Genomic DNA, 15242 nt, shown 5'->3' with positions numbered 1-15242 from the left:
GGCCGGACCGCCCCGACGACGCCGATCTCCACGGTGGAGATTGACGAGTCGACCGATTGGGTACATCCGGGCCGACCTACTGGGACCCCCTACCGGAGGACATCAAAATGCTCGCCATCCTCGCGGCCGTCGTGTTCGGCTTCGCGCTCCTGCTGGACCTTCTCAACACCAACTTCGGCGCCCCCGACCTGTTCAACTGGAACACCCTGGTGCTGATCGGCCTACTGCTGCTCTCGCTCTACCTGGCCGGCGTCGGCAGCGGCCCGCGTGGCGGTGGCGGCGGCCGGTGGTACCGGGGCCGTCGGCCGGGCCGCGGCTGACCGCGACGGATCAGAACGGGCGCGGCCCGCGGCGCGATTCCGGCGTCGTGGGCCGCGCCCGGTACTGTCTTCCTGATGGATTCCGACGCCCTCTTCTCCCTCGGCGCACCCGCCGCGGCGCCCAGCGCGCCCGCGGGTGTCGTCGGGGTCGACGAGTTCGCCTCGACCGGGGCGGACTCCCCGCTGCCCGTACGGATGCGGCCGGCGAGCATCGACGAGTTGGTCGGGCAGGAACACCTCCTCGCGCCCGGCGCTCCGCTGCGCCAGCTGGTCGGCGGCGGCGCGGCGCTGTCGGTCATCCTCTGGGGTCCGCCGGGCAGCGGCAAGACCACCATCGCCCACCTGGTGGCCCGGGCCACCGACCGCCGCTTCGTGGCCATGTCGGCGCTGACCGCCGGGGTCAAGGACGTCCGGGCCGTCATCGAGGCCGCCCGCCGCCAGCGGCGCTCCGGTGGCCCGCAGACCGTGCTCTTCATCGACGAGGTGCACCGGTTCAGCAAGACCCAGCAGGACTCGCTGCTCGCCGCCGTCGAGGACCGCACGGTCACCCTGCTCGCGGCGACCACCGAGAACCCGTACTTCTCGGTCATCTCCCCGCTGCTGTCCCGGTGCGTGCTGCTCACCCTCCAGCCGCTGGACGACACGGCCGTGCGGTCCCTGCTGCGTCGGGCGGTCGTCGACCCGCGCGGCCTCGGCGGCACGCTCACCCTGGCCACCGACGCCGAGGACCACCTGGTACGCCTCGCCGGTGGCGACGTCCGCAAGGCGTTGACCGCGCTGGAGGCGGCGGCGACCTCGGCGACCGCACTCGGTGCCGACCGGATCGACCTGGCCACCACCGAGCAGGCGGTGGACGTGGCGGCCGTGCGCTACGACCGCGACGGCGATGCGCACTACGACGTCACCAGCGCCTTCATCAAGAGCATGCGGGGTTCGGACGTCGACGCCGCGCTGCACTGGCTGGCCCGGATGCTGGTCGCCGGGGAGGACGCCCGGTTCATCGCCCGCCGCCTGGTCATCTTCGCCAGCGAGGACGTCGGCCTGGCCGACCCGTCCGCGTTGACGGTGGCCACCGCCGCCGCGCACGCGGTCGAGTACGTCGGCCTGCCCGAGGCCCAGCTCAACCTCGCCCAGGCGGTGATCCACCTGGCCACCGCGCCGAAGTCCAACTCGGCCACCACCGCGCTCGGCGCGGCGATGGCCGACGTCCGGGCCGGCCGGGGCGGCGCGGTGCCGCGCGGGCTGCGCGACGCGCACTACTCCGGCGCCCGGGGTCTGGGACACGGCGCGGGCTACCGCTACCCGCACGACGACCAGCGCGGGGTGGTCACCCAGCAGTACGCTCCCGACGACCTCGTCGGGACCGACTACTACCGGCCCAGCGGGCACGGCGTCGAGCGGTCGGTGGCCGCCCGGCTGCCCCTGCTGCGCCGGATCGTCCGCGGGCTGCCCGCCCCGGCGTCGCGCCCCGACGGGCCGGTGCCGGTGGTCAACGGCCGTCACCTGTCGGGCACGGGGCACACCGGTGGGGCGCTTGAGGACGGCGGCGACGCCGCCGGGGAGGTTCAGCAGTGACATCGCGAGGTGGGGAGCAACCGCAGGACGGTCCCGACGAGCGGCGTGAACCTCGCGCCAGGGGACGTCGGTGGGGTCGGGGGCGGGGCGGCGACGAGACCCCGCCCGAGCCGGCCGGCGAGGAGTTCGGCTGGATCGACGACCTGCGTACGGCGAAGCAGCAACGGATCGAGCTGGGGCCGGACAACGGACCGGTGCCGCCGGTCCGTGCGCAGGCCCCGCCGCCTGCGGGACGGGGTCCGGCCCCGCTGCCTGCCGGACGGGGTCCGGCCTCGCCCCGGCCCGGCGGCCCCGAGGGGCCGGTCGCCCCGCGTGTCGGCCAGCCCGTCCTGCGCCCCGACGGGTCGACGCCGGGCGGTCCACGCCCGCCGCAGCAGGGTTCCCGGCCGCAGCCGGTGCCCCCGGCGGTCCGCCCGGAACCCGGCCCGGACGGCGTCCGCCCGGATGCCGCGCCTCCGGGTGTCCGCCCGCAGTCCGCGCCGCCCGGTGTCCGTCCGGATTCCGCACCACCCGGTGCCGGGCCGCAGTCCGCGCCTCCCGGGGTCCGGTCGTCTTCCGTGCCGCCCGGTGCCCGGCCGTCCTCGGCACCGCCGGTGGGTCCGCCCGCCGGCCTGCCGGGTCCGCGCCGGGAGCCCTCCACGCCCCCCGGCGGCCTACGGTCGGGGCCGCCCGGCGGACAGTCCGTCCCGTCGTCGGCCGGCGGGCCGGGGCGGGTCGACCCCGCGTCGCCCGGCGGTGAACCGTCCCGGGGCGTGCCGCGTCCCGCCGGCCCACCGCCCGGGTCGGCGCACCCCGCCGGCCCACCGCCCGGGTCGGCGCACCCCGCCGGTCCACCGCCCGGGTCGGCGCACCCCGCCGGCCAGGCCGCCCCGCCGCTGCGGGGAACGGGTCGGCCGGCGGCTGCCGAGCAACGCCCCCGTCCGGGTGAGGGTGCCCGGCCGGGTGCGGCGTCGGTCGGCCCCGCCGACGGGCAGCGACCCGGGGAGACGTCCCGCGCCCACCCCGTCGTCGGTGGTCCCGGTCCGGGACGGGCCTCGGCCCCCGGCCCCGGTCGGGCGTCGGTCCCCGGCGCTGGTCCTGCGCGGGCGTCGGTTCCCGGTGCCGGTCGGGCGGCGGTCCCCGGTACCGGTCCCGCCCAGGCCCCGCCCCCCGGGCGGGCTGCCGTTGCCCCCGGTCAGGCCCCTCCGGTCGGCTGGGCCGGTCCCGGTGCCCCGCCGCCGGCCACCCGGGGCACCGCCGGGCCGTCGCACGGTGGCCCGGCCGGGCCGTCAGGGTCGGCCCGGGTGGTGCCCGACGACCGGCCGGGCGCGGTTCCCGACGGTCCCGCCCTGCGGAACCGTCGCACCGTACCCGACGACCGGTCGACCGGCCGGCGGTCCGGTCCGGTCGAACCGGTGGGCCGCCCCGATCCCGGCGGCCCCCCGACCGCTCCGGCGCGTCCGACCGACGCGCTCCGCGCCGGCACGGGCAGCCCGGTCGGCCCGGAAGCGGCCCCGGTGCCGCCGGTGGGTGGGCCGCGCGCCGCCCCCGTCGGTGGTGCCCGTGCCGACGCGACCGCGTCCGGCCCCCGGGTGGCGGACGGTCGCCGCGCCGAGACCCCGTCCGCTCCGGGCCGCGAAGCCGGTGAGCGGCCGGCAGGCGAGCGGGCCGGCCGCCGTCGCGCCGCCGAGCCGGAGCCGCCCGTGGTGCCGCTGACCGGCAACGCGCCGCCGCTGCCCGGTGTCCCGGCGACGCCCCCCGGGGTGCCGCCGACCCCGTCCGTGCCCGATGCGGGTCGGTCCGGTCAGGCCGACCGGGACGACAACGGGCGTCGTCGTGCCTCCGCCGACGTCGTCCCCCCTGCGGGCCGGCGGGTCCGTCCCGACGGGGCCGAACCGGCCGCCCACCGTCCGGCGTCGGACGGCGAGGCGGCCGTGGGCCGGCGCTCCCGCCCGGACGGCGAGCCGCCGTCGGGGGCGTGGCGCACCGTGGGCGGTACGGCAGCGGCCGGTTCCCGGCCCCGCCCGGACACCGACGGACCGCAGGGCCGGCCGGGCCGCCCGGACGCTGCCGGGCCGACCGGTCAGCCGGTGCCGCCGGTGCCCGTCCAGGGCGAGCGTGGCGACCGACCGGACCGGCCGGCGGACTGGCTGCGTCAGGCCGGACGCACCACCCACACCGATCCCGCGCTGCGGGTGCTCAACCGCTCGAACCCGCCGGGTGGAACCGCTCCGGCCGCCCCGACGCGGGGCGGTCCCGGGCGGACCGACGTCGAGGCCGGCGCGTCCCGGCCGGAACAGTCCGGGCCGCCCTGGCCGGGGCAGCCCGGTCCGGCCCGTGGCGCGGCCCGGCCGACGCCGCCCGCGCGGGCTCCCGGCCGGGCGACCGGCCCCGTTCCCGGGCTGGCGGACGACGACCGGCACCCGGTCCGGGGACCGCACGCCGATCCCGGCCCGGTACCGGATCCGAACCGGGGACCGCGTACCGGTGGTCCCGGTGTGGTTCCCGGCGGGCCGGTTCCCGGTGGCCCGGTTCCCGGTGGCCCGGTTCCCGGTGGCCCCGTTACCGGTCGGTCGGCTCCGGTGCCCGGCGCTGCGCCCACCGTCGGTGGTCCGCGTCCGGCAGGGCCGGGGCCGGTGGCGGCCCGTCCGCCCGGTGTGCCGGGGCGGGACGCCGCGGCGGCGGCGCCCACGTCCGGCGCCCCCCGGGTCGGTGTCCCGGTCCCGAACGGCACCGCCGGGCCGCGCCCGGCGGCGCCCGTAGGGGACGCCGCCCACCCCTACCCTGACGTCGTCGCCCCGGCGGGTCCGCGGCTCGGCGTGCCCGATCCGGGTGCTCCGCGGCCTCCGCTCCCGGCACGCGGCAGCGCCCGGCCGGAGGGCACGGTCACCGGCACCGCCCGGCCGGAGGGCACGGTCACCGGCAGCGCCCGGCCCGACGGCCCCGTCACCGGCAGCGCCCGGCCCGACGGCCCCGTCACCGGCAGCGCCCGGCCCGACGGCCCCGTCACCGGTACCGCCCGACCGCCCGTTCCACCGGGCGAGGCACGTCGTGCCTCCGCACCGCCGACCACCGACCGCCGCTCCGGGCCGCATCCCGAGGCCGGTCCCCGGCCCGCCGACGCCGGTGGGTCGGTGGCCGGGCCGGCGGTGGCCCGGGCCACCGTGCCGGGCGTACACCCGGGTGCCGGCCCGAAGGAGGCCACCGGACGGGCGGCCCCGCCGGTGCGCCCACCGGACCGGACGGAGGCGGCCGGCGTGGTGGCCGTCCCGTCGTCCGGTCGGGCCGAGAGCCCGGGCGTGGCCCGGGTGGCCCCGCCGGACGGCGTCCGGTCCGATCCGGAGGGGTCCGCGGGCGGTGGGCCGTTGCGTCCGGCGACGCAGGACGGTCCGGGCGACGCCGATCCCGACGGTGCCGGTGCCGAGCCGCGCCGCCGGACGGGATCCCGGCGTCGCCTGCGGCTGGGGATCCTGGTGCTGGTCAGCGTGGTGCTGCTCGGGGCGCTCCCGCTCTACTTCGGGATGCGGACGCTGAGCCGGGATCCGGTCTTCGACACCCTCGACGAGTTGGGGGTGCCGGGCTGGGCGACCACGCAGACGGTGGACAACGTCAGCGGCAGCCGGTGGTGCCTGCAGGACTGCCGGTTGCGGGAGCGCACCGTGGAGTCCGACCGCGCGCCGGAGGAGACCACCCGGGTCTACGAGCAGGCCCTGCGCGCGGAGGGCTGGCGGCGGTGGGAGGTCACCCGGTGTCCGGAGCAGCCGGCCAAGGGCAGCTACACCTGCTGGCGGCGGGACGAGTTGACCCTCGACCTGTGGGTACGGGAACCGACCTGTGCCCCACCGCCGGTGAGCGGGGAGCCGGCGGTGCCGCCGGAGACGCCGACCGCGCCCGCGGCGGGGCAGTGCGGCGGCTCGTTGGTGTCGGTGAAGGTCCGCAACGCGATCGACGACGAGCGGACCCGGCCACAGCCGAGCACCGACCCGTCACTGACCGGTGAGGACCCGTTCCCGACGATCACCGACGATCCGCTCGGTGGCCTGACACGCTCACCGTCCTGAGCCGGCTTCCATCACGGACGGTAGGGTCTGGGGCTGGCAGGCACGCCTGCTCCCGATGACCCTGCGCGGGTCGTGCCGCGGTGCGGGCACCCGGGTCGCGTGTTCCGGGGCGTCCGGCCCCGGAACCCCTGCTTGAGGAGGACATGCGTGGATGGTGGACAGATCGCTGCGCTGATCGCGGCCGGCGCGTTCCTGATGCTGGTGCTCGTGCTGGCGGTGCCGATCCTGCGGCTGCGGCACACGGTGGACGCGACGACCCGGATGATCAACGACCTCAACGAGCAGACCGCTCCGCTGCTGGGTGACGTCAACACCACGGTGAAGAACGTGAACGTCGCCCTGGAGCAGGTCCAGACCTCCCTCGACGGGGTGAACCTGCAGCTCGCCAAGGTCGACACGATGACCAGTCACGCGCAGAACGTCACCGCGAACGTGGCGAACCTGGCCACCGTCGTCTCGGCCGCCGCGGCGAACCCGCTGGTGAAGGTGGCGGCCTTCGGGTACGGCGTCCGCCGGGCCGCGTCGGCGCGGCGGACCGCGGAGACCGAGCGTGAGGTGCGCGACACCATCAAGCAGCAGCGTCGGGCCGCCCGGCGCGGCAACAGCTGATCCGGCCCGACGCCGCACAGGAGGAATGGCGACATGAGGCGACTTTTCTGGCTCGGCATCGGGCTGGCCGTGGGCGTGGTGGTGGTCCGCAAGGCCACCCGGACCGCGCAGGCGTACACCCCGGCCGGCATCGCCAGCGGGCTGTCCGAATCCGCTGGCGGTCTTGTCGAGTCGCTGCGTAGCTTCGTGGAGGACGTACGGATCGGGATGGCCGAGCGCGAGCAGGAGATCCACGAGGCGTTCGCCCGCGGTGAGGCGTTCGACGACCAGTTCGCCGAGCTGCGGGAGGACCCGCGGATCGGCGACCGAGAGATCTTTCCGGAGGAACCCCAGCGATGAAGACGGCGGAGATCAAGCGGCGGTACCTCGCCCACTTCGAGGCGAACGGGCACACCGTGGTGCCGTCCGCTCCGCTGCCCGCCATCAGCGATCCGAACCTGCTGTTCGTCAACGCCGGCATGGTGCAGTTCGTCCCGTACTTCCTGGGGCAGCAGACCCCGGCGTACCGGCGGGCGGTGAGCGTGCAGAAGTGCCTGCGCACGCCGGACATCGACGAGGTCGGCAAGACCAGCCGGCACGGCACGTTCTTCCAGATGAACGGCAACTTCTCCTTCGGCGACTACTTCAAGTCCGGGGCGATCCCGCTGGCCTGGGACCTGGTCACCAAGCCGGTCGCCGAGGGCGGGTACGGGCTGGACGGCGAGCGGGTCTGGCCGACGGTCTACCTGGACGACGACGAGGCGTTCGAGATCTGGCGGTCGGTGGGGGTGCCGGCCGAGCGGATCGTGCGCCGGGGCAAGGCGGACAACTTCTGGTCGATGGGCATTCCCGGCCCGTGCGGCCCGTGTTCGGAGCTGTTCTACGACCGGGGTCCGGAGTACGGCCGCGAGGGCGGCCCGGCGGTCGACGAGGACCGCTACATGGAGTTCTGGAACCTGGTCTTCATGCAGTACGAGCGGGGCCCGGGCAGCGGGAAGGAGGACTTCCCGATCCTGGGTGACCTGCCGGCGCAGAACATCGACACCGGCATGGGCCTGGAGCGGATGGCCTCGATCCTCCAGGGTGTCGACAACCTGTACGAGATCGACGAGGTACGGCCGATCCTGGACCGGGCGGCGGAGCTGACCGGCAAGCGGTACGGCGCGCACTCGGGTCACGTGGCCAGCGAGTCGCACCCGGACGACGTACGGCTGCGGGTGGTCGCCGACCACGTGCGGACCGCGCTGATGCTGATCGGCGACGGGGTGACCCCGAGCAACGAGGGGCGCGGCTACGTGCTGCGCCGGATCATGCGGCGGGCGATCCGGGCGGTGCGGCTGCTGGGCTGGCAGGAGCGGGCGTTGCCGGAGCTGCTGCCGGTGGCCCGGGACTGCATGTCCCCGTCGTACCCGGAGCTGGCGGAGGAGTTCGACCGGATCTCGCAGTACGCGTACGCCGAGGAGGACGCGTTCCTGTCGACGCTGCGGGCGGGCACGACGATCCTGGACACGGCGATCGCGGAAACCCGGTCGGCGGGGAGGCCGGCACTGTCCGGGGAGAAGGCGTTCCAGCTGCACGACACCTACGGCTTCCCGATCGACCTGACCCTGGAGATCGCCGCCGAGCAGGGGCTCCAGGTCGACGCGGAGGGCTTCCGTCGGCTGATGGCCGACCAGCGCAACCGGGCGAAGGCCGACGCGCAGGCGCGCAAGACCGGGCACACCGACGTGTCGGCGTACCGGTCGGTGCGCGACGACGGCGGTGAGGTGGAGTTCACCGGCTACACCGAGCTGCACCGGGAGTCCCGGATCCGGGCGCTGCTGCGCGGTGGCGCGACGGTCGGCGCGGCGGTCGAGGGGGAGACGGTCGAGTTGGTGCTCGACACCACCCCGTTCTATGCCGAGGGCGGCGGCCAGCAGCCCGACCAGGGTCTGATCACGGTCGGCGCCGGGCAGGTCGAGGTCTTCGACGTGCAGCAGCCGGTGCCGGGCCTGATCGTGCACCGGGCGACGGTGGTCCGGGGTGAGGTGCGGGCCGGGGAGACCGGCTACGCGGAGATCGACGTGACCCGGCGGCGGGCCATCTCGCGGTCGCACACCGCGACCCACCTGGTGCACCAGACGATGCGCAACTTCCTCGGTGAGTCGGCGACCCAGGCGGGTTCGTTGAACGCTCCGGGTCGGCTGCGGTTCGACTTCAACACCCCGGCCGGGGTGTCGCCGAGCGTGCTGCACGACGTGGAGCAGCAGGTCAACGAGGTGCTGCTGGCGGACCTGGAGGTGAACGCCTTCATCACCACCCAGGAGGAGGCGCGGCGGATCGGCGCGATGGCGCTGTTCGGCGAGAAGTACGGCGAGCGGGTCCGGGTCGTCGAGGTCGGCGACTACGCCCGGGAGCTGTGCGGCGGCACCCACGTGGCCCGGTCGGCCCAGCTCGGCCTGGTGAAGATCCTCTCCGAGGCGTCGGTGGGCTCCGGGGTGCGCCGGATCGAGGCGCTGGTCGGGATGGACGCGTTCGGCTTCCTGGCCCGCGAGCACCTGCTGGTGTCCCGGCTGGCGGAGTTGTTCCGGGTGCCCGGCGAGCAGGTCGCCGACCGGGTGGAGCAGACCGTCACCCAGCTGCGGGACGCCGAGAAGGAGCTGGAGAAGCTCCGCGCCCAGTTGGTGCTGGGCGGGGCGGCGGCGCTGGCCGGGCAGGCGAAGGACGTCCGTGGGGTGGCGTACGTCGGCACCGAGGCGCCGGAGGGCGCGGCCGGCAACGACGTGCGGACCCTGGCCCAGGAGATCCGCGGCAAGATCGATCCGGCGCGGCCGGCGGTGGTGGCGGTGGCGGCCCGATCGAACGGCAAGGCATCCCTGGTGGTGGCCGTGAACGCGGCGGCCCGTGGGCGCGGTCTGGCGGCGAACGACCTGGTCAAGGCGGCCTTCTCCGGTCGTGGCGGGGGCAGTCCGGACGTGGCGCAGGGCGGTGGCCTGCCCGCCGTCGAGGCGCCGAACCTGCTGCTCACGGTCGAGAAGGCGATCGCCGACGCGTGACGGGACAGCGTGGAGGCCAGGGCGGACCCGAGGTGGTCCGCCCTGGCGCGTCACCGGGGAGGGTGACCTGCCGTGACTGAGTGGTCCCGTGGTGTCCGGTTGGGTGTCGACGTCGGTCAGGTACGGGTGGGGGTGGCCCGGTCCGATCCGCACGGGGTGCTGGCCACCCCGCTGGTCACCCTGGCCCGGGACCAGCGCACCGGGCCGGAGGCGGTTCCGACCGATCTCGCCCGGCTCGCCGAGCTGGTCGCCGAGTACGAGGCCGTCGAGGTGGTGGTCGGGCTGCCGGTCAACCTGGCCGGTCGGCACGGGCCGGCGGCCCAGCACGTGTCGGCGTACGCGGACCGGTTGGCCGAGGTGATAGCCCCGGTTCCGGTGACCCTCACCGACGAGAGGATGTCAACTGTCGTCGCGTCTCGTAGGCTTGCCGAGCGGGGCGTCCGGGGAAAGCGCCAACGTGCGGTGGTGGATCAGGCCGCCGCGGTCGAGATCCTGCAGAGCTGGCTGGAAGCGCAGCGGAGGCGGACGGAATGATCGACGATCTGGACCTCGGGTTCGACGAGCAGGAGAGGGGGGAGAAGGGGGAGAAGGGCCGGCACCGGCGCGGCTTCGTCAACCGGCGCAACGGCAAGTCGGGCGGCGGCCCCGGCAAGACCATCTTCGCGCTGCTGATGGCCCTGGTGTTGCTGGGCGGCATCGGTGGTGGGGCCTTCTACGGCTTCGACCGGATCCGCAACCACTTCATCACCCCGGACTTCGACGGTCCGGGCACCGGTGAGGCGCTGGTCGACGTCAAGACCGGTGACACCGCGACCGACATCGGCAACTCCCTGTACGACGCCGGGGTGGTCAAGAGCACCAAGGCGTTCATCGAGGCGGCCGAGGAGAACGCGCTCAGCAAGAACATCCAGGTCGGCCGGTACAGGGTCAAGAAGGAGATGCGCGCCTCGGACGCGCTCACCCTGTTGCTGGATCCCAAGAGCCGGGTGGTCAACGGCGTCACCATCCCCGAGGGCATGATCACGCTGGCCATCTACGACCTGCTGGCCAAGGAGACCAAGATTCCGGTCGGCGAGTTCAAGACCGCCGCGAAGGACCCGGTCAAGCTGGGCGTTCCCGAGTTCTGGTTCAACCGCAAGGACGGCAAGAAGGGGCCCCGGAGCCTGGAGGGTTTCCTCTATCCGGCCACCTACGAGCTGCCGCCGAAGGCGACCGCCGCGCAGATCCTGTCGATGATGGTGGACAAGTTCCTCGACGTGACGGAGGAGATGAAGTTCGTCGAGACGGTCGAGGCCGACCGGGGCATCTCGCCGTACGAGGCGTTGATCACCGCGTCGATCGCGCAGGCCGAGTCGGTCAACCACGTGGACATGCCGAAGGTGGCCCGGGTGATCTACAACCGGGTCTACACCGACCGCTACCACTGCAAGTGCCTGGAGATCGACAGCGCGATCAACTACTGGCTGCGGTTGCAGGGCAAGAACCCGAAGGACTCCGACATCCTCAAACAGTCCGAGCTGAACGACCCGAGGAACCCGTACCGGACGCACGGTGCGGACGGGCTGACCATCACCCCGATCAGCAACCCCGGCGAGGACGCCCTCAAGGGGGCGATGAGCCCGCCCAACGGCACCTGGGTCTACTTCATGACCGTCGACAAGAAGGGCACCATGGGGTACGGCACGACCGACGCCGACTTCCGTGACCTGCAACGCCAGATGTGCACCAACGGCGTGCTGAGCGGAGAGAACTGCCGGTGAGGGCCGCGGTGCTCGGTCGGCCGATCGCACACTCCCTCTCCCCGGTGATCCACGAGGCGGGTTACGCCGCCGCCGGGCTCGCCGGCTGGTCGTACACCCGGATCGAGTGCGGGGCCGAGGAGCTGCCGGCGCTGGTCGCCGGCCTGGGACCGGAGTGGGCCGGGCTGTCGGTGACCATGCCGGGCAAGGAGGCGGCGCTCGCGGTGGCCGACCGGGCGTCACCGGTCGCCACCGCCGTCGGCGCGGCCAACACGCTGGTACGTCGTCCCGACGGTTCCTGGTTCGCCGACAACACCGACGTGACCGGCATGGTGACGGTGCTGACCTCGGCCGGGGTGCGTCCGGGCGCCACCGTCACGGTGCTCGGGGCGGGGGGCACCGCCCGGGCCGCCGTGGCCGCCGCCGCCCAGCTCGGCGCGACCACGGTGACCGTGGTGGCCCGCCGCCTGTCGGCGGTGGCGCGGCTGCGGCCGGTGGGGGCGGCCGTCGGGGTGGACGTGGTCGCGGTGGCCTGGCCGGACGCCGCCGCGCACACCCACGCCGACCTGGTGGTCTCCACGGTGCCGAAGGGGGTCGCCGACCCGTTGGCCGCCGGGGTCGACTGGGGACCGTCCACGGTGCTCTTCGACGCGTTGTACGACCCGTGGCCGACCCCGCTGGCGGCCTCGGCGCTGGCCGCCGGTCTGCGGGTGGTCTCCGGGCTGGATCTGCTGCTGGCCCAGGCCGTCGGCCAGTTCACGCAGTTCACCGGGGTGTCGGCGCCGGTCGACGCGATGCGTACCGCCCTCGCCGGTGTCCGGCACTGATCCGCCGGTGGTCGCCGTCGCCCGGCGACCCGGGTGCCGGCCGCCGCTACCCACCGTCGACCATCGCCGACTTTCCGGTCAATCAGGCGTAACCTCGGGAAGCCGGCATTCGTTTGCTGGACCGCCGAAAAGCAACCCCTGTTCTCTTATTCTTTGCTTAAGTCGTGTCGGCGTCGTGATTCCACCCCTGCCATATCCGCTCGTGGTCGATACGCTGCTGCCGGTAATCGTCGCCCACCCGGGGAGTGTTCCTTGAGCAGGCACGGAATCCACCGCGCCCTTCCGGCCATCAGCGGTCGACGCAGGGCGGCCGTCCTCAGTGTCCTGAGCGTCACCGCGGTCGGCGGCATCGTGGCCACCATGATGCCGTTGATCGCCGCCGAGATTCCGCCGATCGTGCTCTCCGCCGTCGCGGACACCACGGTCACCCAGGTCCCCCAGGACGGCGACAACGGGATCAAGACCACCCTGGCCAGCTGTCCGCAGCTCTGCGACGGCAACCGGGTCGGCCAGCGCGACGCCGTGCTGGAGTTCCAGGTGCGCGGCCTGCCCGCCGACGCCGTCGCCGTCAAGGCGTCCCTGCGGGTGTACGCCTGGCAGCAGTTCACCTCCCGGGTCCGGGCGCACGCCGCCCAGGGCACCGCCGCGGGGACCGGGGCCTGGCACCAACGGCCCGCCCTCGGCCCGGCGCTGGCGAGCGTCGACCGGGTCACCCAGGGATACAACGAGTGGGACGTCTCCGGTGCGGTCAGAGGAAACGGTCAGGTCACCCTGGCCCTGACCCAGGAGAACTGGAACACCCGGATCTACTGGGCCTCCCGGGAGAACGCCAAGACCACCATCCGGCCGAGCCTGGTGGTGACGTACCAACGGGACGGCCGGCTCCCCACCCGGCCGCCGGTCACCACCACGCCGCCGCCGACCACCGCCGCCCCGACGCCCGCCCCGACCCGGACGGTGCCGCCGACGCCCACCCGGACGGTCGGCCCGCCCGCGCCGACCACCGCCACGCCGCGCCCGACGCCGACGGTGCGGCCCGGCACCGACGTGCCCGGCTGGCGGCTGGTCTGGTCCGACGAGTTCACCGGACCCACCGTCGACCTGAAGCGGTGGAACCTGCGGGACAACGAGGGCCGCGACATCGACAAGGGCTGCAACGTCGACGACCCGGACAACACCTTCGTCGCCGACGGGGTGCTGACCCTGCGCGCCCAGCGGGAGACCGCGGTGTGCAGCTCGCAGACCCGGCAGTACACCCAGAGCTACCTGGACACCATCGGCAAGGCGTCGTTCACCTACGGCCGGTTCGAGATGCGGGCCAAGTCCCCGAACGGGCCGACCGACTCCAAGGGCCTCTGGCCGGCGTTCTGGCTGCGTCCCGACGACGGCGGCAAGGGCGAGATCGACGTGGTGGAGCTGCCCGGCGGCGCGTCCCTGCACGGGGCCGCCACCCAGGCGATCTTCTACGACTACACGCCGGTCAAGCAGGACCAGCGGTGGGACTTCCCGACCGGCTACCCGGGTGACGGCTTCCACACGTACACCACCGAGTGGGAGCCGGGGGTGATCCGCTGGTACATCGACGGCCGGCAGGTGTGGCAGCGCGACCGCAGCACCACCCCGTGGTTCGACGAGGCCTTCAACAAGCCGTTCAACCTGCGGTTGAACTTCCAGGTCGGTGGCTGGCTGGGCGACCCCGACGGGGCCACCCGGTTCCCGGCCGACTTCCGGGTCGACTACGTCCGCGTCTGGCAGCGCTGACCCACCCGGCACGGAGTACGCCGCCCGGCGGGTCACGGCCCGCCGGGCGGCGGCTTGTCCGCTGGCCCTATCGTGGCCGCCAGCGCGCGGCGGTCGGGCGGGACAGGTGGAGGGCATGACGGTGGCGACGGACCCACGGACCCGACAGGACGGCCTGGGCTGGGTGACCCGGGCGATCTTCGGTGACCCCCGGCTCCGGCTCGACGTCCCGACCGGCCCGGCCACGGTCCCCGCCACCCACCGCGCGGCCGCCCGGTACGCCGTGGTGCCCTCGGTCGAGCGGGCCAGGTTCCTGCTTCCGCTGGCCTCCCGCCGGGTCGGCGCGGCGTCGACCCTGGCCTACAACGCGCTGCGTCCGCCCCGGGTGCGGGCCAACCGGGTGGCGGTCGGCCTGTTGGCGGCGCTCGGGGCGACCGGGCTGGCCCGGATGCCGGTGCTGACCGTCGCGGTGCCCACCGACGCCGATCCGGCCGAGCTGCTGCTCGCCGAGCACCTGGGCCGGCTGACCGGCCGCCCGCTGCACGCCGCGATCGGCATCCGACCGCCCGATCCGCACCACAAGCCGACGTTGCAGCTCTTCGACGACCGGGGCGCCGCGCGGGCGTACGCGAAGATCGGCTGGAACGACGCGACCCGGGCGATGGTCCGCGCGGAGGCCGCCGCGTTGCGGGAGCTGCCCCGCGACGGCGGTGACTTCCCCGACGTGCCCCGGCTGTTGCGCGAGGTCGCCTGGGGTGACCTCGCGGTGACCCTGGTCGAGCCGATGCCGGCCCGGGTGCGCCGGCTGCGTCACCCGCAGCGCCCGGAGGTGGCCGCGATGCTGGCGGTGGCCCGGCGCGGTGGCCCGGCGGACCCGCCGCGGCCGGTACGTGGTTCGGCGTTCCTGGCCGACCTGAGCGCGCGGGCGGCCACCGCCGGCGGTCCGGTGGTCGCGGCGGTGGCCGCCCTCGCCGCGCGGGACGGCGAGCTGCCGGTGGAGTTCGGCCGCTGGCACGGCGACTGGGTGCCGTGGAACCTCGGTCGCCACCGGGGTCGGCTGGTCGTCTGGGACTGGGAGAACAGCGGCGTCGACCGGCCGGTCGGGTTCGACCTCGCGCACCAGGGTTTCCAGAGCGCGTTGTCGTTGGGCGGCCGGGACGTGGCGGGGGCGACCGGGGAGATGGTCGGGGTGCTGGACCGGCACGGGGCGGCGTTCGGTCTGCACCCGGCCGGGCAGCGGTTCGTCGCCGACGCCTATCTCGTCGAGCTGTGGTTGCGTACCGCCGAACTCGCGGCCGGTGGGGGTGGCTGGAGCGCGAAACTGCACCCCGCCCTGGTGCACACGCTCGCCGACCGGCTGGGCTCACCCCGCCCCTGA

11 protein-coding genes are annotated in these 15242 nt (G+C 74.9%); all 11 read left to right on the top strand.

The annotated features are described in order from the left end of the window. Window positions 1–107: 107 nt before the first annotated feature. The 11 genes from O7612_RS19995 to O7612_RS19945 all read left to right on the top strand — a co-directional run bounded on the left by O7612_RS19995 (window position 108) and on the right by O7612_RS19945 (window position 15242). A complete protein-coding gene (locus tag O7612_RS19995) occupies window positions 108–320 on the top strand; it encodes a hypothetical protein (RefSeq protein ID WP_067307861.1) in 213 nt (70 codons plus the stop codon). Between the two features lie 75 nt (window positions 321–395). Beyond that, window positions 396–1895, top strand: coding sequence for a replication-associated recombination protein A (locus O7612_RS19990; protein ID WP_282266448.1), 1500 nt, complete (start codon window positions 396–398; stop codon window positions 1893–1895). 3434 nt (window positions 1896–5329) lie between these two features. Then, window positions 5330–5935 (top strand): hypothetical protein, encoded by a 606-nt coding sequence (locus O7612_RS19985; RefSeq protein WP_282273966.1) that lies wholly within the window; start codon window positions 5330–5332, stop codon window positions 5933–5935. Window positions 5936–6082: 147 nt separating this feature from the next. Continuing rightward, window positions 6083–6544, top strand: coding sequence for a DUF948 domain-containing protein (locus tag O7612_RS19980; RefSeq protein WP_067312329.1), 462 nt, complete (start codon window positions 6083–6085; stop codon window positions 6542–6544). A gap of 33 nt (window positions 6545–6577) precedes the next feature. Next, window positions 6578–6883 (top strand): hypothetical protein, encoded by a 306-nt coding sequence (locus O7612_RS19975; protein WP_067312326.1) that lies wholly within the window; start codon window positions 6578–6580, stop codon window positions 6881–6883. Next, window positions 6880–9558, top strand: coding sequence for an alanine--tRNA ligase (gene alaS, locus O7612_RS19970; protein WP_282266445.1), 2679 nt, complete (start codon window positions 6880–6882; stop codon window positions 9556–9558). The genes O7612_RS19975 and alaS overlap by 4 nt, the downstream gene beginning before the upstream one ends. A gap of 72 nt (window positions 9559–9630) precedes the next feature. Then, the gene (gene ruvX, locus O7612_RS19965; RefSeq protein ID WP_067312321.1) at window positions 9631–10092 is read left to right on the top strand and encodes a Holliday junction resolvase RuvX; all 462 of its coding nucleotides are present in this window, start codon (window positions 9631–9633) and stop codon (window positions 10090–10092) included. Next, window positions 10089–11318 carry an endolytic transglycosylase MltG gene (gene mltG / locus O7612_RS19960; protein WP_282266441.1) on the top strand — a complete coding sequence of 410 codons (1230 nt, stop codon included), beginning with the start codon at window positions 10089–10091 and terminating at the stop codon, window positions 11316–11318. Before ruvX ends, mltG begins: the two co-directional genes overlap by 4 nt. After that, window positions 11315–12124 (top strand): shikimate dehydrogenase, encoded by an 810-nt coding sequence (locus O7612_RS19955; protein WP_282266439.1) that lies wholly within the window; start codon window positions 11315–11317, stop codon window positions 12122–12124. The genes mltG and O7612_RS19955 overlap by 4 nt, the downstream gene beginning before the upstream one ends. A 252-nt stretch (window positions 12125–12376) precedes the next feature. Then, window positions 12377–13885 (top strand): glycoside hydrolase family 16 protein, encoded by a 1509-nt coding sequence (locus O7612_RS19950; protein ID WP_282266437.1) that lies wholly within the window; start codon window positions 12377–12379, stop codon window positions 13883–13885. 115 nt (window positions 13886–14000) lie between these two features. Beyond that, entirely contained in the window at window positions 14001–15242 is a 1242-nt protein-coding gene (locus O7612_RS19945) for a hypothetical protein (protein ID WP_282266435.1), read from the top strand.

The organism is Micromonospora sp. WMMD987, from assembly GCF_029581435.1.
Lineage (GTDB): Bacteria > Actinomycetota > Actinomycetes > Mycobacteriales > Micromonosporaceae > Micromonospora > Micromonospora rifamycinica.
Note: the sequence above shows the minus strand (reverse complement) of the source record. Positions and strands in the feature narration are given on the sequence as shown.